The organism is Antarcticimicrobium sp. (assembly GCF_029212575.1).
In the GTDB taxonomy this organism is placed as follows: Bacteria; Pseudomonadota; Alphaproteobacteria; order Rhodobacterales; family Rhodobacteraceae; genus Antarcticimicrobium.
On sequence record NZ_JARGPK010000006.1, the window covers coordinates 12,790 to 34,800 of the forward strand.

24 protein-coding genes are annotated in these 22,011 nt (G+C 65.1%); 17 read left to right on the forward strand and 7 right to left on the reverse strand.

Annotated features, from left to right (window positions below):
* Positions 1 to 124: 124 nt before the first annotated feature.
* Both rpsB and tsf read left to right on the forward strand, forming a co-directional pair.
* Complete coding sequence (gene rpsB / locus P1U75_RS00610) at positions 125 to 913, forward strand: 30S ribosomal protein S2 (protein WP_300238479.1); 789 nt, start codon at positions 125 to 127, stop codon at positions 911 to 913.
* Positions 914 to 990: 77 nt separating this feature from the next.
* Positions 991 to 1,896 carry a translation elongation factor Ts gene (tsf, locus tag P1U75_RS00615; RefSeq protein ID WP_300238480.1) on the forward strand — a complete coding sequence of 302 codons (906 nt, stop codon included), beginning with the start codon at positions 991 to 993 and terminating at the stop codon, positions 1,894 to 1,896.
* 330 nt (positions 1,897 to 2,226) lie between these two features.
* Here tsf and P1U75_RS00620 read toward each other — a convergent pair whose 3' ends face one another.
* From P1U75_RS00620 to P1U75_RS00630, 3 genes are all read right to left on the reverse strand, one after another.
* Positions 2,227 to 2,982 carry a LuxR family transcriptional regulator gene (locus tag P1U75_RS00620; protein ID WP_300238483.1) on the reverse strand — a complete coding sequence of 252 codons (756 nt, stop codon included), beginning with the start codon at positions 2,980 to 2,982 and terminating at the stop codon, positions 2,227 to 2,229.
* A 242-nt stretch (positions 2,983 to 3,224) separates the two neighbouring features.
* Positions 3,225 to 3,704, reverse strand: a complete 480-nt coding sequence (locus P1U75_RS00625) for a MaoC family dehydratase (RefSeq protein WP_300238485.1) — start codon at positions 3,702 to 3,704, stop codon at positions 3,225 to 3,227.
* Positions 3,701 to 4,723: an NADP-dependent oxidoreductase gene (locus P1U75_RS00630; RefSeq protein WP_300238487.1), complete on the reverse strand. Its 1,023-nt coding sequence runs from the start codon at positions 4,721 to 4,723 to the stop codon at positions 3,701 to 3,703. Before P1U75_RS00630 ends, P1U75_RS00625 begins: the two co-directional genes overlap by 4 nt.
* Before the next feature lie 98 nt (positions 4,724 to 4,821).
* On the opposite strand from P1U75_RS00630, the gene P1U75_RS00635 reads away from it, so the two are divergent.
* Positions 4,822 to 5,478, forward strand: a complete 657-nt coding sequence (locus tag P1U75_RS00635) for a histidine phosphatase family protein (protein WP_300238489.1) — start codon at positions 4,822 to 4,824, stop codon at positions 5,476 to 5,478.
* Positions 5,479 to 5,485: 7 nt separating this feature from the next.
* Here P1U75_RS00635 and P1U75_RS00640 read toward each other — a convergent pair whose 3' ends face one another.
* The gene (locus P1U75_RS00640) at positions 5,486 to 6,481 is read right to left on the reverse strand and encodes an NADPH:quinone oxidoreductase family protein (RefSeq protein ID WP_300238492.1); all 996 of its coding nucleotides are present in this window, start codon (positions 6,479 to 6,481) and stop codon (positions 5,486 to 5,488) included.
* Between the two features lie 140 nt (positions 6,482 to 6,621).
* Here P1U75_RS00640 and P1U75_RS00645 point away from each other — a divergent pair, with 140 nt between their 5' ends.
* The 12 genes from P1U75_RS00645 (at position 6,622) to P1U75_RS00700 (ending at position 18,711) form a co-directional block, all read left to right on the forward strand.
* A complete protein-coding gene (locus P1U75_RS00645) occupies positions 6,622 to 7,800 on the forward strand; it encodes an acyl-CoA dehydrogenase family protein (RefSeq protein WP_300238495.1) in 1,179 nt (392 codons plus the stop codon).
* A 5-nt stretch (positions 7,801 to 7,805) separates the two neighbouring features.
* Positions 7,806 to 8,921 (forward strand): acyl-CoA dehydrogenase, encoded by a 1,116-nt coding sequence (locus P1U75_RS00650; RefSeq protein ID WP_300238498.1) that lies wholly within the window; start codon positions 7,806 to 7,808, stop codon positions 8,919 to 8,921.
* 10 nt (positions 8,922 to 8,931) lie between these two features.
* Entirely contained in the window at positions 8,932 to 9,753 is an 822-nt protein-coding gene (locus tag P1U75_RS00655) for an SDR family oxidoreductase (RefSeq protein WP_300238502.1), read from the forward strand.
* 20 nt (positions 9,754 to 9,773) lie between these two features.
* Positions 9,774 to 10,703 carry an SDR family NAD(P)-dependent oxidoreductase gene (locus tag P1U75_RS00660; protein ID WP_300238504.1) on the forward strand — a complete coding sequence of 310 codons (930 nt, stop codon included), beginning with the start codon at positions 9,774 to 9,776 and terminating at the stop codon, positions 10,701 to 10,703.
* 6 nt (positions 10,704 to 10,709) lie between these two features.
* Positions 10,710 to 11,369 (forward strand): histidine phosphatase family protein, encoded by a 660-nt coding sequence (locus tag P1U75_RS00665; protein WP_300238506.1) that lies wholly within the window; start codon positions 10,710 to 10,712, stop codon positions 11,367 to 11,369.
* A gap of 9 nt (positions 11,370 to 11,378) precedes the next feature.
* Positions 11,379 to 12,416, forward strand: a complete 1,038-nt coding sequence (locus P1U75_RS00670; RefSeq protein WP_300238508.1) for a phosphotransferase family protein — start codon at positions 11,379 to 11,381, stop codon at positions 12,414 to 12,416.
* Positions 12,416 to 13,198, forward strand: coding sequence for an IclR family transcriptional regulator (locus tag P1U75_RS00675; protein ID WP_300238510.1), 783 nt, complete (start codon positions 12,416 to 12,418; stop codon positions 13,196 to 13,198). Before P1U75_RS00670 ends, P1U75_RS00675 begins: the two co-directional genes overlap by 1 nt.
* A gap of 440 nt (positions 13,199 to 13,638) precedes the next feature.
* Positions 13,639 to 14,883, forward strand: coding sequence for a branched-chain amino acid ABC transporter substrate-binding protein (locus P1U75_RS00680; protein ID WP_300238512.1), 1,245 nt, complete (start codon positions 13,639 to 13,641; stop codon positions 14,881 to 14,883).
* 87 nt (positions 14,884 to 14,970) lie between these two features.
* A complete protein-coding gene (locus tag P1U75_RS00685) occupies positions 14,971 to 15,927 on the forward strand; it encodes a branched-chain amino acid ABC transporter permease (RefSeq protein WP_300238514.1) in 957 nt (318 codons plus the stop codon).
* Positions 15,924 to 17,234 (forward strand): branched-chain amino acid ABC transporter permease, encoded by a 1,311-nt coding sequence (locus P1U75_RS00690; protein WP_300238516.1) that lies wholly within the window; start codon positions 15,924 to 15,926, stop codon positions 17,232 to 17,234. The genes P1U75_RS00685 and P1U75_RS00690 overlap by 4 nt, the downstream gene beginning before the upstream one ends.
* Positions 17,231 to 18,007 carry an ABC transporter ATP-binding protein gene (locus tag P1U75_RS00695; protein ID WP_300238518.1) on the forward strand — a complete coding sequence of 259 codons (777 nt, stop codon included), beginning with the start codon at positions 17,231 to 17,233 and terminating at the stop codon, positions 18,005 to 18,007. Before P1U75_RS00690 ends, P1U75_RS00695 begins: the two co-directional genes overlap by 4 nt.
* The gene (locus P1U75_RS00700) at positions 18,007 to 18,711 is read left to right on the forward strand and encodes an ABC transporter ATP-binding protein (RefSeq protein WP_366914925.1); all 705 of its coding nucleotides are present in this window, start codon (positions 18,007 to 18,009) and stop codon (positions 18,709 to 18,711) included. Before P1U75_RS00695 ends, P1U75_RS00700 begins: the two co-directional genes overlap by 1 nt.
* Before the next feature lie 5 nt (positions 18,712 to 18,716).
* Here P1U75_RS00700 and P1U75_RS00705 read toward each other — a convergent pair whose 3' ends face one another.
* From P1U75_RS00705 to P1U75_RS00715, 3 genes are read right to left on the reverse strand one after another with little or no spacing between them, the layout of a single operon-like run.
* Positions 18,717 to 19,316 carry a 2-hydroxychromene-2-carboxylate isomerase gene (locus P1U75_RS00705; RefSeq protein WP_300238523.1) on the reverse strand — a complete coding sequence of 200 codons (600 nt, stop codon included), beginning with the start codon at positions 19,314 to 19,316 and terminating at the stop codon, positions 18,717 to 18,719.
* Complete coding sequence (locus tag P1U75_RS00710) at positions 19,316 to 20,050, reverse strand: SDR family oxidoreductase (protein WP_300238526.1); 735 nt, start codon at positions 20,048 to 20,050, stop codon at positions 19,316 to 19,318. Before P1U75_RS00710 ends, P1U75_RS00705 begins: the two co-directional genes overlap by 1 nt.
* The gene (locus P1U75_RS00715) at positions 20,047 to 20,655 is read right to left on the reverse strand and encodes a glutathione S-transferase family protein (RefSeq protein WP_300238528.1); all 609 of its coding nucleotides are present in this window, start codon (positions 20,653 to 20,655) and stop codon (positions 20,047 to 20,049) included. The genes P1U75_RS00710 and P1U75_RS00715 overlap by 4 nt, the downstream gene beginning before the upstream one ends.
* A 99-nt stretch (positions 20,656 to 20,754) precedes the next feature.
* Between P1U75_RS00715 and P1U75_RS00720 the strand changes: the two genes are divergently transcribed.
* Both P1U75_RS00720 and P1U75_RS00725 read left to right on the forward strand, forming a co-directional pair.
* Positions 20,755 to 21,231: a helix-turn-helix domain-containing protein gene (locus tag P1U75_RS00720; protein WP_300238531.1), complete on the forward strand. Its 477-nt coding sequence runs from the start codon at positions 20,755 to 20,757 to the stop codon at positions 21,229 to 21,231.
* Positions 21,228 to 21,986, forward strand: coding sequence for an enoyl-CoA hydratase/isomerase family protein (locus P1U75_RS00725; protein ID WP_300238534.1), 759 nt, complete (start codon positions 21,228 to 21,230; stop codon positions 21,984 to 21,986). Before P1U75_RS00720 ends, P1U75_RS00725 begins: the two co-directional genes overlap by 4 nt.
* Positions 21,987 to 22,011 lie beyond the last annotated feature (25 nt).

A 22,011-nucleotide genomic window follows, 5' to 3' on the forward strand; every position in this document is an offset into this window, starting at 1 on the left:
CGCGCGCCATTCAAACCCGCAGGCGGGGTTTGGGCCGGGCAGGGGAGACATCCCTGCCGGTCCGCCGGTTGGAGCATCCGCTCTGAGACCCCCGCCGAGGCGTAAACCGGAAAGGAAAATACGCATGGCTCTTCCCGAGTTCACCATGCGCCAGCTGCTCGAAGCTGGCGTGCACTTCGGCCACCAGACCCAACGCTGGAACCCCCGCATGGCGCCCTATATCTACGGCGCCCGCAACGGCATCCACATCATGGACCTGACCCAGACCGTTCCGTTGCTGGACCAGGCGCTGATCGCTGTGCGCGACACCGTCGCCAAGGGCGGCCGCGTGCTCTTCGTCGGCACCAAGCGTCAGGCGCAGCAACCGGTCGCGGACGCGGCCGAGAAATCGGCGCAGTATTTCATGAACCACCGCTGGCTCGGTGGCACGCTGACCAACTGGAAGACCGTGTCGCAATCGATCAACCGCCTCAAGCAGATCGACGAGGCGATGGAAGCCGGCGCCGAGGGCCTGACCAAGAAAGAGCGTCTGGGCATGGAGCGTGACCAGACCAAGCTGGAAGCCTCGCTGGGCGGTATCCGCGAGATGGGCGGCACCCCGGACCTGCTGTTCGTCATCGACGTCAAGAAAGAGGCGCTGGCCGTCTCCGAGGCCAACAAGCTGGGCATCCCGGTGGTCGCCGTGGTCGATACCAACTGCTCGCCCGATGGCGTCGATTACGTGATCCCCGGCAACGATGACGCCGCGCGCGCGATCTCGCTTTACTGCGATCTGGTCAGCCGCGCCGCGCTCGACGGCATGTCGGCACAGCTGGGCGCCGCCGGCGTCGATCTGGGCGAGCTGGAAGAAACCCTCGAGGAAGAGGCGCTGGCAGAGGCGCCCGCCACCGAGGGCGCCCCGGCCGAAGCCTGATCGGCTGTCACGGATCTGACATGCGGGGCGGGCTAAGACCTGCCCCGAACACCCTTTGATTTGAGGAGAGCCAAGACATGGCAATCACAGCAGCACAGGTGAAAGAACTGCGCGACTCCACCGGCGCCGGCATGATGGACGCCAAGAAAGCGCTGACCGAAACCGATGGCGACATGGAGGCTGCGGTCGACTGGCTGCGCACCAAGGGTCTGGCCAAGGCGGCCAAGAAATCCGGCCGCACCGCGGCAGAGGGCCTCGTTGCCCTGCGCATGGACGCAGGCTCCGGCGTCGCGGTGGAGATCAACTCCGAGACCGACTTCGTCGCCAAGAACGAAGAGTTTCAGACGATGGTCGGTGGTATCGCCGATGTCGCGCTCGGCGTCGATAACGTCGAGGCGCTGGCCCAGGCCACGATGAACGGCAAGCCCGTGTCCGAGGTCATCGCCGACAAGGTCGGCACCATCGGCGAGAACATGACTCTGCGCCGGATGGCCAAGATCAGCGGCACAAAGATCGTGTCTTATGTCCACGGCGCCGCCGCGGAAAACATGGGCAAGATCGGCGTTCTGGTTGCCTATGAGGGCGACGACGACACCTTTGCCCGTCAGGTTGCGATGCATGTCGCCGCCGCCGACCCGCGTCCCCAAGCGTTGAACGAGGCGGGGCTCGACCCTGCGATCCTGGCAAAGGAGCTGGAAATCCAGACCGCCAAGGCGCTGGAAGAGAATGCCGCGGCCGCCAAGCCGAAGCCGGAACAGGTGATCGCCAACAACATCATTCCGGGCCGGATGAAGAAGTTCGTCGCCGATATCTCGTTGCTCGACCAGCAATTCGTCATCGCCGCGGACAAGATCACCGTGGCTGACGCCGCCAAAGCGGCCGGCGTGACCATCACCGGATTCGTCCGGATGGAGGTCGGCGAGGGCATCGCGGTCGAAAAGGAAGATTTCGCCGCCGAGGTCGCCAAGGCCGCGCAGGGCTGATCGGTCCCGCGACACGCGCTGAAAACAAAACGGAGCCGCGCAATGCGCGGCTCCGATCGTTTTGACGACCCCTTTTTGATGGGGATGGCGGGATCGCTCAAAATCTCCGGCCCAACCGCGGACCAATACGCAACCAAACCGGACGAAGAAGAGGGCCCTGGAATTGGCAGGGGTCTTTCTCCGATGCTCCCAGGCCAAAGCCACCACTCACGGAACACGGACAATGTGCTGATTTCCGGCCCCGGTGAAAAGTCATGTATTCCTTACCTTGGGTAAGGTTCGGAAATGCGTCTTGGATCAAGCGGTTGCGGATTCGCCCCGCGTGACCGGTCAGGCCTCGATCACGAACATCTGGTTGTGCAGTGCCGCTTTCATGACCGCCTGCGCCGTGGTCTCGACCGACAACGCCTCGCGCGCCAGACGCAGATGTTTTTCCACCGTGGCCGCAGTCAGCCCCATCAGCACCGCGATGTCCTGCGTGGTCTTGCCGTCGCCGACCCATTCAAGCGCCTCGCGCTGGCGTTTGGTCAGCGCGCGGTTCGGCGCCACATGCGGCAGCGTCAGGATCTTGAGGTGGGCGATATTGTTCATCAGCAGGATATCGTCGCCATGGGTCTGCCAGATGGCATCCACCTCGTCCTGGCTCAACCCCGGCCGGGCACAGAGCGAGATGGCCCCCTTTGACCGGATGGAAACCGAGTTGAAGCTGACCGTGTATCCGGCAGAGACGCCCATGCTCTGGTTGAACTCATAAACTCTTTGTTCATCGGGGGTTATTGTCCGTTTCGCAACCATCTGGTTGATCATGCGCCAGCTTCCGGCGCCCTCGTGTTTCAGCGCCCAGTGCAGCATCGGGGCGTGAAAATAGAGCCCACCGTAAACGAACCCCTCAACGTACTCCTTGGGATGATTGCTGAGTATGACGAAATCCTCGGGATCGCCGAACGATGTTTCAGTGCGATACCGGGTATAGCCGTACAACAGGCGGTCGAATCCGAAGCGGGCCATTTCCTCGGTATGGGCCGCCCACAGTTCTTCGAGCGAGTTGGCCCGCGTGAGGAATGTCAGGAAACTGCGCAGCGTCATGCCGGATCCTGCCCTCCCGGCACGAAAACCTGCGGAACATGCCCGTGTCCGCTGGCAAGTTCGGATTCATGGATGCAGGCCGCCTGTAAAATGGTACGCGGCGACCGCTCCGGCTCGGCCCGATTGAAAAACATGTTACTCAAATCCCCACTGAATTCATGGGTACACGTTCAAACCGTAGGCTGTCCAGTTTCTCTTTTCTTTCATGTCTTTAATCAACAGTTTGCCCTGAGGCTCCGGGCTCAGTCCAGGGCCTCGGAAAAGATGCTCAGCCCCAGCCATTCGGCCACCAGCGCGGGGCTGTCGTGCCCTTCGATCTCGATCGTCAACTGCGTTTCGCGCAGCAGTTCGGTCGCCGATCTTTGGCGGACCGAGGTCAGCGTGAACCGGCCGCGCAGGCGCGACCCCGCCGGAACCGGAGAGAGGAATCGCAACTTGTTGAAGCCGTAGTTGATGCCCATGACCTGCCCGGGCATCTCCTGCATGCAATCATAGCTGAACTGGCTCGCCAGCGAGAGGGTCAGAAACCCATGCGCGATGGTGCCGCCGAACGGGGTTTCGGCGGCCGCGCGTGCCGGATCGACATGGATCCACTGGTGATCGTGGGTCACCTCGGCAAAGGCGTCGATCCTCTCCTGATCGACGGTGATCCAGTCCGACACGCCGATCTCGGTGCCGATCCTGGCCTCCAGATGCGCGCGGGCGGTTTCGATTGCGGTCATGCTGTGTCCTTTCCCCGTTTGGGATCCGGGCCGACCCGGACCATGCGTTTTCCCCGGTTCTCCCCGGCCAGCAGGCCGATCAGGGCGGCGGGGGTGTTCTCCAGCCCCTCGATCACATCCTCGGTCACCTTGATCTGACCGTTCTCGACCCAGGTCTTCAGCGCGCGCAGGGCGGCGGCGTCCTGTCGGGCAAAATCCATCACGATGAATCCCTCCATGCGCAGCCGCTTGACCACCACCAGCCCGGGCAGGTTGCGCGGACCGGAGGCGGCGGCGCTGTCGTACTGGCTGATCGCACCGCAGCAGACCACGCGGCCGCGCTCGTTCATGGCGAAAAGTGCCGTCTCGAGCACCGCCCCGCCGACGTTGTCGAAATAGACATCCACCCCATCGGGGCAGGCCGCGCGCAACGCCTTGAACATCCCCGGATCGCGGTAATCGATGCAGGCGTCGAACCCCAGTTCCCCGGTGACAAAGGCGCATTTTTCGGCGCCCCCGGCCACCCCCACCACCCGGCAGCCCAGCGCCTTGGCAATCTGGCCGACATAGGCGCCGACGGCGCCCGCCGCAGCCGAGACAAGCACGGTTTCGCCTGCGATGGGGCGACCCACACTCAGCAGCCCGTGAAAGGCGGTCTTGCCGGCGATGCCGTAGACGCTCATGTGATGGGTGAGCGGCGACATCGGCGGCAGTTTCTGCAGCTGGTGCGCAGGCACCACCGCGTGATCGGCCCAGACGGTTTCCCCGCCCACCAGATCACCGGCGGACAGGCCCGGCGCCCGGCTCTCGATCACTTCGCACAGCGCATAGCAGGGCATCGTGTCGCCCGCCCGCACCGGCGCGCGATAGGTTGCCCCCTGCAACCAGGCGCGGGCGGCGGCGTCGATCGAGATCAGGATGGTGCGCAACAGCACCTCGCCCGGGCCAGGGGTGGGCAGATCGACTTCGCGCAGGGCGAAATGCTCCTGGGTCAGCGCCCTGTCCGGCAGGTTGGTGATGGCGATCTCTCGGGTTTTCATTCGGTTTCTCCCCTTGTTGTCTGGATGGGGCGTCGCAACGGGTTGCGCTTGCCGCCCCTCCGGCTAGCTTGGCGCGCGACATCGAACCGGAGGCCCCGATGACCCGCGAATACCGCCAGACCGTCTATCGCCCGCCCGCAGGCGCCGCCGATATCCTGCTGATCCGCCACGGTGAGAGCATGCCGGCGCGCCCCGGCGAATCCTTTCCGATGACCGGCGGGCACGGCGACCCGGCTCTGCATGAGAACGGACATGCCCAGGCCCATGCGGTGGCCGAACGGCTGCAGCGAGAGCCGATCGCGGCGATCTATGTTACAACGCTGCAACGCACCCATCAGACCGCCGCGCCGCTGGCCGGGCGTCTGGGCCTTGCGCCGCGTGTCGAGCCCGACCTGCGTGAGGTGCATTTGGGCGATTGGGACGGCGGATTGTACAGAATCAAGGCCGCCGAGAACGACCCGGCATTCGACCGCGCGCGGCAGCGGCGCGAATGGGGCGAGATCCCCGGCGCCGAGACCACCGAAGCGCTGCACGCCCGCGTGCGCGCCGGGCTGTTGCGCATCGCCGGGGCCCACCCTGACCAACTGGTCGCCGCAGTGGTCCACGGCGGTGTGATCGGGGCGGCGATGGCGATGGCGGCGCAGTCGGACGCCTTCGCCTTCAACGGCGCGGCCAACGGCTCGATCAGCCGGTTGGTGATCCACGGCGACAGGATGACGGTCCGGGGCTTCAACGACTGCGCGCATCTCGGCTGACCCGGGCCTAATCCACCGTCAGCACCACCTTGCCCATCGCCTTGCGTTCCTCCATCAGCGTCAAGGCTTCGGCGGCCTGCTCCAGCGGGAACCGCGCGCTGATCCGCGGCCTGATCTTGCCCTCGGCGTAAAGCCGGAACAGATCGGCCATGTTCTGCGCGTGGCCTTCGGGCTCGCGCGCCACTGCCGCGCCCCAGAACACGCCAACGATCTGGCTGCCCTTCAGCAGGGTCAGGTTCAGTGGGATCTTCGGTATACCTGCGGGAAAGCCCACCACCAGGAACCGCCCCTTCCAGGCCAGCGCGCGCTGCGCCGGTTCAGCGTAATCGCCGCCCACCGCGTCATAGACCACGTCGACACCGTCGCCCCCGGCCAGCTTCTTGATTTCCGACGACAGCGCCTTTTGCGCGTCGCGGTCCAGCTCGCGCGGGTAAACCAGCGTCTCATCCGCGCCGATCCCGCGGCAGAACGCCGCCTTTTCCGCGGACGAGACCGCCGCGATCACCCGCGCGCCCGCTGCCTTGCCCAGTTCGATCGCGGCGGCGCCGACACCGCCGGCCGCGCCCAGGATCAACAGCGTTTCGCCTGGCTGGATCTGGGCCCGGTCCTTCAGCGCGTGATGCGAGGTGCCATAGGTGAACACGAAACAGGCCGCGTCCTCATAGGGCATCGTATCGGGGATCTTCACCGTCTTGGCCGGCTCGACGTTGACATGGCTGGCGAATCCGCCGTGCCCGGTCAGGGCCAGGACCCGGTCGCCCGGAGCAAAACCCTTCACGCCGTCGCCCACCGCCAGAATCTCGCCCGCGATCTCACCTCCCGGCGCGAAGGGGCGCGGCGGCTTGAACTGGTAGAGGTCGCGGATGATCAGCGTGTCGGGGAAATTCAGGCCCGCCGCGCGCACCCGTACAAGCATATGGCCTTTTTTCACCTCCGGGTCCGGCTGCTCGGTCAATTCCAGTGTTTCGGGTCCGCCGGGTGCGGTGCTGAGCATTGCTTTCATCGTATCCTCCCTTTTTCCACGACGGGTCCGGCCCGCCGCAGCGTCGCATCAAGTCATCCGTTTGCAAATGAGTGTTGTCAATCGAAATTCAAAATGCAATTTTGCTCTGCGAAATAAACCGAGTAACATGAGGGGGAGGCATGGTGCAGGACGCTGACGATATCACGCGGTTTCGCGCCGACATCCGGGCGTGGCTGGACGCGAACTGCCCGCAGGAAATGCGCGACGGCGCTGTTGATGAGGATAGCATCTGCTGGGGCGGCAAGAACTGGAACTTTACGTCAGAGGCGCAAAAAACCTGGCTCGAACGCTGCGCGGCGGCAGGCTACACCGTGCCGACCTGGCCGAAAGAGTATGGCGGCGCCGGGCTGAACCGGGACCAGGAGAAGATCTTTTACGAGGAACTGGCGCACATCAACGCGCGTCGGCCGCTGCAAAGCTTCGGCATCTGGATGCTGGGGCCGGCGCTGCTCCATTTCGGGACCGATGCGCAAAAGCTGCATTTCCTGCCGCCCATCGCGCGCGGTGAGATTCGCTGGTGCCAGGGCTATTCCGAGCCGGGCGCCGGATCGGACCTCGCCAGCGTGCAGACCAGGGCGGAAGACAAGGGCGATCACTGGCTGGTCAACGGGCAAAAGGTCTGGACCTCCTACGCCGACAAGGCCGACTGGATCTTTGCCCTGCTGCGCACCGACAAAGACGCGCCCAAGCACAAGGGCATCTCCTTCGTCCTGATCGACATGGAAAGCGAAGGGGTTTCCACCCGACCGATCCGCCTGATTTCCGGGGCCTCGCCGTTCTGCGAGACGTTTTTCGACAACGTGAAAGTGCCGAAATCCTATGGCGCGGAGATTCCCGCGCAGGTCGGCGAGGTCAACCGTGGCTGGGACGTGGCGAAATACCTGCTGACCCATGAGCGCGAGATGATCTCGGGCTCGGCCATGCTGGCGGGCAGCGGCCGGTCGCTGGGTGCGATCCTGTCCGAAAGCGGGCATCTCGACGACCCGATCCTGCGTGCCGATGCGATGCGCGCCGAGATCGACGAACTGGCCTTTGGCCTGACGCTGGAACGCTACAAGGACCAGTCCGAATCCGGGCAGGGCACCGGCGATGCCTCGGCCATGCTGAAATACGTCGGCACCGAGCTGAACAAGGCCCGGCAAGAGCTGATCATGTCCGGCGCGGGCAGTGATGCGCTGGAGTGGGATGACGGGCGCGCGCCGCTCTGGCTGCGCAGCAAAGCGAACTCGATCGAGGGCGGCACGTCGGAGGTGATGCTGAGCATCCTGTCGCGCCGGGTGCTCGGGTTGCCGGGGTGACTGACATGACAAAACTGGTACGAACCGAAGAAGAAACCATGCTGGCCGATGCCGCGCGCGGCTTTCTCGACGAGGCGACCCCGGTGGCCAGGCTGCGCGCGCTGCGCGATGCGGGCCAGACCCACGATCCCGCCCTCTGGCAGGAGATGGCCCTGATGGGCTGGGCCGGGGTTCTGGTGCCCGAGGCCGCAGGCGGCGCCGACATGGGGTTCGCCGCCGCCAACGTGCTGGCCGAGGAGATGGGCAAAAGCCTGAGCGCGAGCCCGTTTCTGTCGACCGCCGTGATCGCCGCCACCGCCCTGCGGCAGGTGTCGGATGCGCGCGCGACCGAGGCCATGCGTGCCATCGCCGAGGGCGGGCGCACCTATGCGCTGGCCATCGACGAGGGCGCCAAGCACGACCCGGAGGCCACCACGCTGCGCGCCGAACGGGTCGGAAACGGTTTTCGCCTCACGGGCGAGAAACGCTTTGTCGTCGATGGCGGCTTTGTCGACCGGCTGCTGGTGCTGGCGCGCACCGATGACGGGCTGACCCTGTTCGACATTCCCGCCGACCGCGCCGGAATCGCGCGCGACGCGCAACCGATGATCGACAGCCGCGACGCGGCGCGGATCAGGTTTTCCGGAGTCGAGGCGACGGGCGAGGACGTGCTGGGCCAGGTCGATGATGCGATGACCGTGCTGGCGCCGGCGTTGCGCGCGGGGCAGGCGGCGCTGGCCGCCGAGATGACCGGGCTGGCCGCCGGGGCCTTCGGGCTGACGCTGGGCTATCTCAAGGAGCGCAAGCAGTTCGGCGTGTTGATCGGCGGCTTCCAGGCGTTGCAACACCGCGCCGCGCACCTGTGGTGCGACTGCGAGGTGACAGCCTCGGCCATCCTGCACGCGGGACGGATGCTGGACAACGACCCGGCCAATGCCGCGCTTGCGGTGTCGCTGGCCAAGGCGCGTGCCAGCCAGACCGCGCAACTCGCGGTGCAGGAGGGGGTGCAGATGCATGGCGGGATCGGCATGACCGACGCTTTCGACATGGGCTTTTACATGAAGCGCGCCCGTGTCGGGGCCGAATGGCTGGGCGATTATGGCTATCACGCGGGCGTCGTCGCCCGGTTGCGCGGATTCTGAAGGAGCGATCATGACACCTGAAACCCTGTTCAACCTGGCCGGCAAGACGGCACTGGTCACCGGCGGCGCCACCGGCATCGGCCGCATGGCCGCCGAGGGGCTGGTCCGTGCCGGCGCCCGCGTGCTGATCGCCAGCCGCAAGGGCGACGCCTGCGCCGCCGTGGCCGAAGAACTCAACGCGCTCGGCGCCCCCGGGAAAGCCGAGGGCTTTGCCGGAGACGTCGGCAGCGAGGAGGGCATCGACGCTCTCGTGCAAGAGGTCAGGAACAGAACGGAAGTCCTTGATATCCTGATGAACAACGCGGGCCGCACCTGGGGGGCGCCACTGGGCGAGTTCCCCTATGAGGGCTGGGACAAGGTGCTGGGGCTCAATGTCTCCGGCCCGTTCCACCTGACCCAGAAACTGCTGCCGATGCTGATCGCCTCGGGCAGCATTGATGACCCGGCGCGGGTGGTCAACGTCGGCTCGGTCATGGGCGAGGTGCCGATGGGCGACGGCGCCTATAGCTACTCGGCCTCCAAGGCGGCGGTGATGCACCTGACCAAGATCCTGGCCAAGGAACTGGCGGGGCAGGCGATCACCGTCAACGCGCTGGCGCCGGGGCCCTTCGTGTCGAAAATGACCTCTTTCGCCACTGGTGACGAGGAAAAGCGCGCCAAGGTGGGCGCAGGCGTACCGCTGCGCCGGGTCGGCCGCGACGAGGATATCGCCGGCTGCATGCTGTTTCTCTGCGGCCGTGGCGGGGCCTATGTGACCGGGGCGGTGATCCCGGTCTCGGGCGGGCTCAACGTGCAGGTGGGCAGCAACATCTTCGCGCCGGCGCTCGAGTGATGAAAACGAAAGGACAAGACATGGACATCCGATTTGACGGGCGGGTCGCCATCGTCACCGGCGCGGGCGCCGGTCTGGGCCGCAGTCACGCGCTGGGGCTGGCGGCGCGTGGCGCAAAAGTGGTGATCAACGATCTGGGCGCCTCGACCGAAGGCGAGGGGCGGTCCGAGAGCGCCGCCAGCGCCGTGGTGGACGAGATCCGCGCCGGTGGTGGCGAGGCGATCGCCCATGGCGCCGATGTCGCAGACGAGGCCGGGGTGCGCGACATGGTCGATCAGGCCATGGGGCAATGGGGCCGCATCGACATCCTGGTCAACAACGCCGGCATCCTGCGCGACAAGACATTCGCCAAGATGACGCTGGACGATTTCCGCAAGGTGGTCGACGTGCACCTGATGGGCAGCGCCACCTGCGCCCACGCGGTCTGGCCGATCATGCGCGAGCGGAAATACGGGCGCATCGTGCTGACCTCTTCCGCGTCCGGGCTTTACGGCAATTTTGGCCAGGCGAACTATGGCGCGGCTAAGGCGGCGATGATGGGGCTGATGAACGTGCTGCACATGGAGGGCGCGCGCGACGATATCCGCGTCAACACCCTGGCGCCGACCGCCGCGACCCGCATGACCGAAAGCCTGATGCCCGAGCAGGCGCTGGAGCTTCTGGCGCCGGAAACCATCACCCCGGGGCTGCTCTACCTGGTGAGCGAGGATGCGCCCTCGCGGACCACCCTCGGCGCTGGGGCCGGCTGTTACGCGCTGACCAAGGTCTACGAGACCGAGGGCGTCCTGCTGGAGGGGGCGGACAACACGCCCGAGGGGGTTGCGGCCCGCTTCGCCGAGATCTCCGACCCCGCCGGGCAGAAGGAGTTGACCGACGCCTTCCAGCAAACCCGGAAATACGCCCGCAAGGCCGCCGATGCGCGCGGTCTGACCCTGCCTTGGGGTGATTGAGGGCGCATGGCCGAATTGCTGGTGATACGCCACGCGCAGGCGTCCTTCGGGGCCGGGGATGCGCAGAGCTACGACAGGCTCACCGATCTGGGGCACAAGCAGGCCAAGGTCGCGGGCGAAGCGCTGCGCGCCTCGGGCTGGGTTCCCGACCGGCTGATTACCGGCACCTTGCAGCGGCAACAGCAGACCCTGCGCTCGATGGGGTTCGGGGCGGCGCCGGAAACCCATCCCGGCTGGAACGAGTATGATTTCCACGATTTGCTGCACGCCCGCTTCGGCGGCGATGTGCCGGATGCGGTTGTCGGCGATCGCAAGACACATTTCCGAACCCTGCGCGAAACCATCCTTGACTGGCAAGCCGGCGGGCTGGCCTCGGCGCGGGAAAGCTGGGCCGATTTCGCCGCCCGGGTCGAGGCCGCGCGAGCATATTCCACCGCCGATGCCGGGGAGCGCGTGCTCGTGGTCAGCTCCGGCGGCGCCATCGGACAGCTTGTCGCCGCCAGTCTGGACGCGCCGCCGAAACAGATGATCGCGCTGAACCTGCAGATCAAGAACACCTCGATATCGCGATTCATCTTTTCAGCGCATCGATTTTTCCTGCATGAATTCAACACCACTCCGCATTTCGCGCCGCCCGGGGCCGCCGATTTGCTGACCTATAGCTGAGGATGAGAGATGACCAACACGTCCCAGACACTCGATCTCGACGCGGTGGATGCCTACCTGCGGGCGCATCTACCCGGGTATGAGGGGCCGCTGGAGGCCACGAAATTCGCCGTCGGCCAGTCCAACCCCACCTTTCTGCTGACCACCCCCGCGTGCAGATACGTGCTGCGGCGCAAGCCGCCGGGGGTGCTGCTGAAATCGGCCCATGCGGTCGACCGGGAGTTTAGAGTGCAGAACGCGCTGCAGGGCAGCAAGGTTCCGGTCGCAAGGATGCACCTGCTGTGCGAGGACGACAGCGTTATCGGCTCGGCCTTCTACGTGATGGATTTCCTCGACGGGCGCAACTTCGCCGACCCGAGGATGGAGGGCGAAAGCAATGCCACCCGCGCCGGGGTCATCGACGAGATGAACCGCGTGTTGGCCGAATTGCACAAGGTCGATATCGACGCGGTCGGGCTGTCGGATTATGGCCCGCCGGGAAATTATTTCGAGCGCCAGGTGGGGCGCTGGTCGAAACAGTACCGCGCCTCCGAGACGGTCAGCGTTCCCGCGATGGACAGCCTGATGGAGCGGTTGGCGGATGCGATCCCGCCCGACGACGGGCAACGCACGCTGGTGCACGGCGATTACCGCATCGACAACATGATCTTTGCGCGCGACAGCACCGATTGCGTTGCGGTGCTGGACTGGGAGCTGTCGACCATCGGCCACCCCTATGCCGATCTGGCTGCGGTCATCATGCAATGGCAGATGCCGCCGGGAACCGAGGGACGGGGGCTGGCCGGTCTTGATCGCGCCGCCCTCGGGCTGCCCAGCGACGAGGCATTCATCGCAAGGTACTGCGACCGCCGCGGGTTGCCGGGGATCGACAACTTCGGATTCTACCTGTCGTTCTGCTTCTTCCGCATGGCGGGCATCATCCAGGGCGTGCTGAAACGCGCGCTGGACGGCAATGCCTCGAACCCGGAGCGGGGTCGGCAGCTGGGCCGCTACGTTCCGCTGTTCGCCGAGCATGGCCTTGCCGCGCTCGACAGCGGGGGGCGGTGATGGACCTGATCCCCGACGAGGACAAGGACCGCAACTTCATTACCGCGCTGGCGCGCGGGCTGGACGTGCTGCGCTGTTTCCGCCCGGGCGAGGCGGAGCTGACGAATACCGATTTCTCCGAGCGCACCGGTCTGCCCAAGCCGACGGTTTCGCGCCTGACCTACACGCTGTGCAAGCTGGAGTACCTCGTTGCCGATCAACGCACCGGCACCTATCGGCTTGGGGCCGGGGTGCTGCATCTGGGCTTTGGCGTTCTGGCGGGGATGGAGATCGGCGACCGTGCCGCCGAGGTTCTGAGCGATCTGCAACAGGGTCCCAATTCCTATATCACGCCTGCCCTGGGCGAACGGTTCCGCGACGCAGTGATCTACATCGCCGTGCGAAGCTCGGTCGAGGACGTGTCGCTGACCATGCATGTGGGTTCGCGCATGCCGCTGTTTCATTCGGCGATCGGCCGCGCCATCCTTGTCGGCATGCCCGAGGACGCCCGCGAGGCCGCCTTCGCCGCAGCCTGCCGCGACGATCCCGATGGCGATGCCGCGCGCCGCAACGAGTTCGCGACAGCGCTGGCGGAGTATGGGGCGCAGGGGTTCTGTTCCGCCTACGGCAGCTGGCGCAGCGACGTGAACGGCATCGCCGTTCCGGTCTTTGCCCTCACCGGCAGCCGCATTTACGGATTGAACGTCGGTGGCCCGTCTTTCCACGTCAAGAAACGGCAGCTCGAAAGCCACTATGGTCCGCGCCTGATCGAGGCGGGAAAACGGCTCAGCCTGCGCCCCTGACGCCGGGCGGTCGGACTACGAGAATCGCAAAAAATCCGAAACAATATTTTGCTGTGCGGAACAAGTGACGGCTCAGGACCCCGCGCAGGCCGGTTTGCGCAGGCCTGCGAACCGGAGGACGGGGCGCCGGACACGGTCGGAGGACGTCCGGATTCCGGATGATATTAGCGTGTGAAGTTAAAGTGATTTTTCAGGCTTTGATGTTGTAAAAAACAATAAAAACAAATATATGTATCAACAAAATCACCTTACTTTTACCTCGATGAAAGGGGGAATGCCGTTCGTCGCGACAGACCGGAAACAAGGTCCGCGCTTGCGGTTTCGACGGTACGCGAAACCCGGTACCGAAGCTTGACTTTATCCTGCGATGTGCAACTCTTTCCCGAGGTGCGGCGCGCTGAGACGCAACAAGAGCCGCATCTCTCTATGGGAGGAGAAAAATGCGGAAATCCATGAAGCTCGGCCTCGGTGCCGTGCTTGCGCTGACTGTTGGCGCAGGTGCTGCTTTGGCTGACAACATCAAGATCGCCTATATTGATCCGTTGTCGGGTCCCTTTGCCAGCACTGGCAGCAACGGGCTGACCCAGTATCAGTTCGCGGCGGAGAGACTGGTCAACGAGGCCGGCGGCGTGCTCGACGGTCAGATGTTCGAAATCGTGCCCTTTGACAACAAGGTCAGCCCCAAGGAATCGCTGATCCAGCTCCAGGTCGCCATCGACCAGGGCATCCGCTACATCGCGCAGGGCAACTCGTCCGGCGTGGCGCATGCGCTGACCGAGGCCATCGACAAGCACAACCGCCGCAACCCGGACAGCCGCGTGCTGTTCCTGAACTACTCGGCGGTTGATCCGGCGCTGACCAACGACGATTGCAACTTCTGGCACTTCCGCTTCGACGCCAACGCCGACATCAAGATGGATGCGCTGACCGATGTGATCGCCAAGAACGACGCCATCAAGAAGGTCTATGTCATCGGCCAGGACTATAGCTTCGGCAAGGCGGTCGCGGCTGCGACGGTCCGGTTCCTTGGCGAAAAGCGCCCGGATATCGAGATCGTCGGCAACGAGCTGCACCCGATCGGCAAGGTCAAGGATTTCACCCCCTACGCGCGCAAGATCGTGGCGGCCGAGTCCGACGCCGTGATCACCGGCAACTGGGGCGCGGACATGCTGAACCTGGGCAAATCCCTGGTTGAAAACGATTTTGCCGGTCCGGTCTACACCTACTACGCGGCCGGCAGCGGCATCACCGCGGCGATCGGCGAATCCGGCAAGGGGACCATCCGCCTTGTCGCGCAAGGCCAGATCAACCCGCCCCCGTCCGAGGAGGCGGCCGAATACTACCGCGCCTTCGAGGCCAAGTATCCCGACGGCAATGTCGACCAGTCCCGGATCACCAACGTGATCGGCATGCTGGCCGAGGCCATCAAGACCGCCGGTTCGGCCACCGACGTGGTTGCGGTGGGCAAGGCGTTGGAGGGGATGGAGTATGACGACCTCTGGGGCGGCAAGGTCTACATGCGCCCGCAGGATCACCAGCTGATCCAGGACGTGCATATCCATGTCCATACCGACGAGGGCCTGACCTTTGACTATGACAAGTCCGGGTTCGGCGTTCTGGTCGAGGACACTATCGAGATGGCCGGCATGGACAGCCCGACAACCTGCAAGATGAAGCGGCCGTAACACCGGTCGCTGCGGCCCCCGCCCTGGATCTCGGGCGGGGGCCACGCAGGCAACAACAATAATCCTTTCAGCAGGGGGAGAGAGGGCATGGACCTCATTCTCGTCAATCTGATCGACGGGCTGGTTACCGGGTTGCTTCTGTTCATGTTGTCGGCGGGGCTGACCCTCATCTTCTCGATGATGGGCGTCCTGAACTTCGCGCATGCCAGCTTCTACATGCTCGGCGCCTATTTCGCCTATCAGGTCAGCGTCTACCTCGGGTTCTGGATGGGCCTGCTGATCGCCCCGCCGGCGGTCGGTCTCGTGGGCGCGATGATCGAACGCTACGGGCTGCGACGGGTGCACCAGTACGGCCATGTCCCCGAGCTGATCTTTACCTTCGGTCTGGCGCTGCTGATCGAGGAGGCGGTGCAGTTCATCTGGGGCAAGGACCAGATCGCCTACAACATCCCCGAGGTGCTGCAGTTCACCGCCTTTTCCATCGCCGGCAACTCGATCCCGGCCTACAAGGTGTTCATGATCTTCATCTCGGTGGCGATCTTTCTCGCGCTGCTCTTCGTGCTGACGCGAACCCGGGTCGGGATGATCATTCAGGCCGCGCTCAGCTATCCCCGCACGGTCGAGGCGCTTGGCCATAACGTGCCGCTGATCTTCATGGGGGTGTTCGGTGTCGGCACCGGGCTGGCCGGCGTCGCCGGTGTGATCGCCGGGCCGGTTCTCTCCACTTTTCCGGGCATGGCGGTGGTGCTGGGCTCCATCGTTTTCGTGACCATCGTGATCGGCGGTCTGGGTTCGCTCTGGGGCGCGCTGGTGGCCTCGCTGCTGATCGGCTGGATCACCACCTTTGCCAAGTCCTACAACCTGCGGATGGAGGATCTGCTGACCGGCATCGGCTTTTCCAGGCCCGAACCGATCTGGGACAGCGCCTGGGCAGACCTCTGGACGCTGACCTCGCCGCAGATCGCCGACATCCTGCCCTATCTGCTGATGATCCTGATCCTCGCCTTCCGGCCCTACGGATTGTTCGGAAAGCGCGACGTATGACCGAACCCGATCAAAAACATACCCCGCCGCCGGCCCGCACCCCGGTCCGCGCCCGTCCGGCCCCGGTCACGCTGGCCAATGCGCTGCCCTGGATCCTGGGCGGGCTGTTCCTGCTGGCGATGCCCTTCATCTTCCAGTCCAACAGCGCCATCACGATCATGAACCAGATGGCGATCACCATCATCTTCGCGCTCAGCTACAACATGCTGCTGGGGCAGGGCGGGATGCTCAGCTTCGGCCATGCGGTCTATATGGGCGTCGGCGGCTTCCTTTGCGTTCACATCATGAACTGGGGCGATGTCTTTGCCCTGATGCCGCTGCCGGTCCTGCCGGTCTTCGGCGGGGTGTTCGGCATGGGGCTGGCACTGATCGTCGGGTCCTTCTCGACCCGCAAGGCGGGCACGATCTTTGCCATGATCTCGCTCGGCGTGGGCGAGTTGATCGCGGCCTGCTCGGTCATCATCGTCGCCTTCTTCGGCGGCGAAGAGGGGATCAGCGGCGATCGCACCTACGGGCTGCCGTTCTTCGGGGTCGAGTTCCTGCACCAGATCGAGGTCTACTATCTCACCGCCTTCTGGCTGATGCTCTCGGCGCTGCTGATGTTCCTGTTCTCGCGTACCCCGATCGGACGGATGGCCAACGCGGTGCGCGACAATCCCGAACGGGCCGAGTTCCTGGGCTATTCCGCGCGCTGGGTCCGGTTCTATTCCTTCGTCGCGGCGGGGTTCTTCGCCGGGATCGCCGGTGGGCTCTTTGCCATCAACTACGAGATCCTGACCGAAGAGAACCTGAACCTGGCCACCTCGGGGCAGATCCTGCTGGTGACCTTCCTCGGCGGCGTCGGCTTCTTCTTCGGGCCGATCCTGGGCGCGATCCTGTTCACCCTGTTGCAAACCGTGCTGAGCCTGCAGACCGAGATCTGGCAGCTCTATGTCGGGGTGCTCTTCCTGGCCACGGTGATGTATTTTCCCGGCGGTCTCGCGGGGGTCCTGATGATGCATGCGCTGCCGCTCAGGCTGGGTCAGGCCGGGCTCCTGGTGGGCCCCTATATCCGGACGCTGGTGCCCGCCGTGGTCTGCGCCCTGGGGGCCGCCTCGGCGATGGAGATCCTGTTCCACCTGCGCCACGCCGCCCTGGGCGAGAGCGAGATGACCCTGTTCTGGATCACCTTCGACAGCCACGCGCCGCTGCCGCTGGCAATTGCCGCCGTCGCCGCGGTTGCCGGTTTCTGGCTGGCGCGGCGCAGCGCCCCCGCCATGGCCGAGGCCTGGCACAAGGCCAGCACACCGCATGGAGGCGCCGCATGACCGCGACACCCGGACCCCCGCCCGCGCTGGAGATCGCGGGCCTGAAGAAGAGCTTCGGCAAGGCCGAGATCATCCGCGGCGTCGATCTGTCCATCGGCGCCGGCGAACGCCATGCGGTGATCGGGCCCAACGGCGCCGGCAAGTCGACGCTGTTCAACCTGATCACCGGAAGGTTCCCGCCCAGCTCCGGCGCGATCCGGCTGCATGGCCACGACATCAGCGGCAAGGCCCCGTTCGAGATCAACCGCATGGGGCTGTCGCGCTCGTTCCAGATCACCAACATCTTTCCGCGCATGACGGTGTTCGAGAACGTCCGCTGCTCGCTTCTCTGGGCGCAGGGGTATCGCTATTCGTTCTGGCATATGGTTAACCGCTCGCGCGATCTGAACGAGGGGGCCGAGGACATTCTCGAGCAGATCAACCTGACCGAACGGCGCGATCTGCCCGCCGGGGTGCTCTCCTACGCCGAACAGCGCGCGTTGGAGATCGGCATCACCATCGCGGGAGGGGCCAATGTGATCATGCTGGACGAACCCACCGCCGGCATGAGCCATTCGGAAACCGATTACATCGTCAACCTGATCGAGAAGGTGACCGAGAACAAGACGCTGGTCATGGTCGAACACGACATGGGGGTGGTGTTCGGGCTGGCCGACCGCATCTCGGTGCTGGTCTACGGCGAGATCATCGCCACCGGCCGCCCCGAAGAGGTGCGCTCCAACCCCAAGGTACAAGAGGCCTATCTGGGCGCGGCGCTGGAGGCAGAACACTGATCATGCTGGATGTCACGGATCTTCACGCCTTTTACGGCAAATCGCACATCCTCCAGGGGGTGAACCTGCAGATCGCCGAGGGCGAGATCGTCGCGCTCCTGGGCCGCAACGGGGTCGGGCGCTCGACCACCTGCAAGGCGATCATGGGCGAGGTCGAGCCGCAGGGCTCGGTCCGGTTCAAGGGCCAGGAGGTGGCCGGCAAGAAGGCCTATGAGATCGCCAATCTCGGCATCGGCTACGTGCCCGAGAACCGCGACATCTTTCCCGGCCTCACCACCCGGCAGAACCTGATCCTGGGGCTGAAACCGGGCCAGAAGGAGGGCGCCGGGCGCTGGTCGATGGAGAACATGTTCGACATGTTCGAGAACCTGCGCAACCGCGCCGATGTCGAGGCCTCGGTGCTGTCGGGCGGGGAACAGCAGATGCTCACCATGTGCCGCACCCTGATCGGCGATCCCGACCTGGTGATGATCGACGAGCCGACCGAGGGGCTGTCGCCGCAGATGGTGCAAAAGGTCGCCGGCCTGCTGAAAGAGATCGCCCGGCGCGGCATCGCCACCCTTCTGGTCGAGCAAAAGCTCGCCATCGCCATGGACATCGCCCACCGGGTCTATGTCATGGGCCACGGCAAGGTGGTGTTCGAGGGCACGCCGGACGAGCTGCGTGCGCGCGAGGATGTCCGCAAGGAATGGCTGGAGGTCTGAGCCGTTCAGCCGCGCCCCAGCACGTATTCCAGATCGGGCAGGCTGTCCTTGCCAAAGAACATCTCGCCGCCCGCGAACATGGTCGGCGCCCCGAAGACGCCGCGCTCGACTGCCGCCTCGGTCTGTTCGGCCAGCGCCGATTTGACCTGCGGATCGGCGGTCGCCGCCATGATTTCGCGCGCCGGCAATCCGACCTCGGACAGCACGTTGCCGATCACCTCTGCATCGTCCATCTTCTGCCCGTGCACCCACATCGCGTTGAACACCGCGTCGATATAGCGGTCTTCCCATTCCTTGCCCCGGGCATGGATGGCGCCGCGCATCAGCGGAAGCGTCATCACCGGGAAATGCGGGTTCATGTGGTACTTCAGCCTGTGACGGGCGACGAAACGTTCGATCTCGCGCGCCTGATAGGCCAGCTTGCCACGCACGTCGCGGTAGGTGACGATCGGCGGCTGGTTGCCCGTCTCCTTGAAGACGCCGCCCAGCAGCACCGGCACATGGCGCACCACCGCCCCCGCCCGCGCGGCGAGCTCGGGCAGCACCTTGTGCACCAGATAGGCGTTGGGGCTGCCGAAGTCATAGTAAAATTCGATTTCTCGCATCACCAGGTCTCGCGGTAGGGCCGCAGGTCAAGCTCGAATGTCCAGGCATCGCGGCTCTGATGATACAGCATCCAATAGGCTTCGGCCACGGATTCGGGCCGCATCAGCGTATCGGGCGGCAGCGCATCGGGATCGCCCCCGGCGGCGGCGATGCGGTCGCGCACAAAGGCGGTATCGACACCGGCGTCGATCACCAGATGCGCCACGTGGATGTTCTGCGGCCCCAGCTCGCGCGCCAGGCTCTGCGCCAGGTTGCGCAGCCCCGCCTTGCCGGCGGCAAAGGCGGCATAGCCTTCTCCGCCCCGCATCGAGGCCGTCGCGCCGGTGAAAAAGATGCTGCCATGCCCGCGCGGCAGCATCTGGCGCGCCGCCTCGCGCCCGGTGAGAAAGCCCGCGAAACAGGCCATCTCCCAGACCTTGCGGAATACCCGCGAGGTGGTCTCGAGGATCGGAAACCGCACGTTGCCGCCGACGTTGAAGATCACCAGGTCGATCGCACCGACCGTCTCCTCGACCTTCCGGAAGGTCTGCGCGACGCTGTCCTCGTCGCGGGCATCCATCGCATAGCCCAGGGCGCGGCCGCCGGCCGCCTCGATCTCCTCCACCAGCGGCGCCAGCTTGTCACCGTTGCGCCGCCCCATGCAAACCGTGAACCCACCTGCGGCGAACCGCCGGGCGATGGCCGCGCCGATGTGGTCGCCGGCCCCGACGATCAGCGCGACCGGCCCGCTCACAGGGTGCGCGCCTTTTGCAGCGCCGGGCGCTCCAGCAGCCGGTCGGCATAGGCGCTCAGGTTCGGCTTGTCGGAGAAATCCATCTTCAGCATGTCGCGCGACACGGTGACGGAATGGCCGGTCATGATGTCGGCGGCGGTGAAATCACCGGCGAGAAAGGCGCGCCCCTGCATGTGATGCTCCACCGCCATCAGGATCTGGTTCAGCAGCTTGGTGGCGCGTTTGACGTTCAACTCGGTGCGCCGTTCCGGCGGCAACAGCACGGTTTCGACCACCAGCGTGTTGACCGGCGGCATGATCATGCCTTCGCAGTAATGCAGCCATTGCAGGTATTCGGCAAATTCCTGCGTTCCGACAGCGGGTTGCAGCTGACCGTTGCCGTAAAGCGCGAGGATGTATTGCACGATGGCGCCGGATTCGAAGAGGCGGATATCACCATCCTCGAGCACCGGCACCCGGCCCATCGGATGGATCTGCAGATACGCGGGCGCCCGCATCGCAGGGCTGCCCAGTTCGAACCTCTCGATCTCGTAATCGAGACCAAGCTCCTCCAGCAGCCAGGCGATGCGGACGGCGCGGGTGTTCTGCGCGTAATAGAGTTTCATGGAGCTCCTCCGGGATGTTTGACATATGGCGATGTTTGTGGGAATGGTAACTTCGAAATTTGAAGTCTGTCAATGACATCTCTCTCGGCGGAGGGGAAAATGGGCCGATCCGACCTTGCCAATTCAAGCTGCCCGGTCTCGCGCGCGATCGAACGCGTTGGCGATCCCTGGGTTCTGATGATCCTGCGCGAGGCGTTCGTCGGCACCCGAAGGTTCGATGATTTCCTGGCTCAGACAGGGGTTTCTCCGCATTTGCTCAGCCAGAGGCTCAAGCAGCTCTGCGACGACGGCATTCTGCGCAGGCGCCGCTATTGCGATCACCCGCCGCGGTTCGAATACCTGCTGACGGACAAGGGCCGCGACCTCTGGCCAATGATCATGACCCTGCGCAACTGGGGGCAGACATGGCTGGGCGGCAGCTCGGTCCGGCTCACGCACAAGGGGTGCGGCGCGCGGATCGACCCGGGGCTGACCTGCCCCGACTGCGGCGCGGCGCTGACCGCGCGCGATGTGGTGGCAGAGATCAGCGAAGAGTTTGAACAGGAACGCAAGCGCCGCAAGGGAGGCACGCAATGAACGCATCTGGACATCTGGTCCGAAAGGACCATGGCGAGGGGATCGCCGGGATCGAGCTCAACCGGGGGCCGGTCAACGCGCTGAGCCCGGCTGTCCTGATGGGGCTGGTGGAAATGCTGGCGGAAATGGAGGCCGACGATTCGGTGCGCGCGGTGGTTCTTTCCAGTCCTTTCAAGGTGTTCTCGGCAGGACTTGACCTGAAGGAGACGCAGGATTTCGACATTGCCCAGCAACACGCCATCGTCGAGGCGCTGAACCTCGGGTTTCTCGCGCTCTTCGCCTTTCCCAAGCCTGTCGTCGCGGCGGTGGGCGGGGCGGCCATCGCCGGAGGGCTGTTTTTCGTACTGGGCAGCGATATCCGCGTTGCCGGCCCGCGGGCGCGCTTCGGCCTGGCCGAGGTTCGGGTCGGCGCCGATTTCCCGGTGTGCCCTATGGAGATCGCCCGCGCCACGCTCGATCCCAACACGCTGCGCCGCCTGATGTTGACCGGGCAGCCGATCACCGCGCAGGAGGCAAGGGCCGCCGGTCTCATCGACCTGCTGGAGGAGGATGCGGGCATCCTGCTCGACCGGGCGCTGGCCGAGGCCCGGGCGCTGGCCGAACTGCCCTCGCTCGCCTATGCCTCGGTCAAGCGGCAGATCCGTGGCCCGGCCATCGCCGCCATCGAGGCCGCCATGGCGCAGGGGGCCAATGCGCCCGAGGGCGGGTGGTTCAACGCCCAGACCCGCGACGCCATGCGCCGGATGATCGGCTGACGCGCGCCGTTGCGTCAGTTTCCGG

Bases quoted from the DNA above. Each gene is read 5' to 3' on its own strand.
- rpsB (WP_300238479.1), top strand. From the start codon at position 125: ATGGCTCTTCCCGAGTTCACCATGCGCCAGCTGCTCGAAGCTGGCGTG.
- tsf (WP_300238480.1), top strand. From the start codon at position 991: ATGGCAATCACAGCAGCACAGGTGAAAGAACTGCGCGACTCCACCGGC.
- P1U75_RS00620 (WP_300238483.1), bottom strand. From the start codon at position 2,982: ATGACGCTGCGCAGTTTCCTGACATTCCTCACGCGGGCCAACTCGCTC.
- P1U75_RS00625 (WP_300238485.1), bottom strand. From the start codon at position 3,704: ATGACCGCAATCGAAACCGCCCGCGCGCATCTGGAGGCCAGGATCGGC.
- P1U75_RS00630 (WP_300238487.1), bottom strand. From the start codon at position 4,723: ATGAAAACCCGAGAGATCGCCATCACCAACCTGCCGGACAGGGCGCTG.
- P1U75_RS00635 (WP_300238489.1), top strand. From the start codon at position 4,822: ATGACCCGCGAATACCGCCAGACCGTCTATCGCCCGCCCGCAGGCGCC.
- P1U75_RS00640 (WP_300238492.1), bottom strand. From the start codon at position 6,481: ATGAAAGCAATGCTCAGCACCGCACCCGGCGGACCCGAAACACTGGAA.
- P1U75_RS00645 (WP_300238495.1), top strand. From the start codon at position 6,622: ATGGTGCAGGACGCTGACGATATCACGCGGTTTCGCGCCGACATCCGG.
- P1U75_RS00650 (WP_300238498.1), top strand. From the start codon at position 7,806: ATGACAAAACTGGTACGAACCGAAGAAGAAACCATGCTGGCCGATGCC.
- P1U75_RS00655 (WP_300238502.1), top strand. From the start codon at position 8,932: ATGACACCTGAAACCCTGTTCAACCTGGCCGGCAAGACGGCACTGGTC.
- P1U75_RS00660 (WP_300238504.1), top strand. From the start codon at position 9,774: ATGGACATCCGATTTGACGGGCGGGTCGCCATCGTCACCGGCGCGGGC.
- P1U75_RS00665 (WP_300238506.1), top strand. From the start codon at position 10,710: ATGGCCGAATTGCTGGTGATACGCCACGCGCAGGCGTCCTTCGGGGCC.
- P1U75_RS00670 (WP_300238508.1), top strand. From the start codon at position 11,379: ATGACCAACACGTCCCAGACACTCGATCTCGACGCGGTGGATGCCTAC.
- P1U75_RS00675 (WP_300238510.1), top strand. From the start codon at position 12,416: ATGGACCTGATCCCCGACGAGGACAAGGACCGCAACTTCATTACCGCG.
- P1U75_RS00680 (WP_300238512.1), top strand. From the start codon at position 13,639: ATGCGGAAATCCATGAAGCTCGGCCTCGGTGCCGTGCTTGCGCTGACT.
- P1U75_RS00685 (WP_300238514.1), top strand. From the start codon at position 14,971: ATGGACCTCATTCTCGTCAATCTGATCGACGGGCTGGTTACCGGGTTG.
- P1U75_RS00690 (WP_300238516.1), top strand. From the start codon at position 15,924: ATGACCGAACCCGATCAAAAACATACCCCGCCGCCGGCCCGCACCCCG.
- P1U75_RS00695 (WP_300238518.1), top strand. From the start codon at position 17,231: ATGACCGCGACACCCGGACCCCCGCCCGCGCTGGAGATCGCGGGCCTG.
- P1U75_RS00705 (WP_300238523.1), bottom strand. From the start codon at position 19,316: ATGCGAGAAATCGAATTTTACTATGACTTCGGCAGCCCCAACGCCTAT.
- P1U75_RS00715 (WP_300238528.1), bottom strand. From the start codon at position 20,655: ATGAAACTCTATTACGCGCAGAACACCCGCGCCGTCCGCATCGCCTGG.
- P1U75_RS00720 (WP_300238531.1), top strand. From the start codon at position 20,755: ATGGGCCGATCCGACCTTGCCAATTCAAGCTGCCCGGTCTCGCGCGCG.
- P1U75_RS00725 (WP_300238534.1), top strand. From the start codon at position 21,228: ATGAACGCATCTGGACATCTGGTCCGAAAGGACCATGGCGAGGGGATC.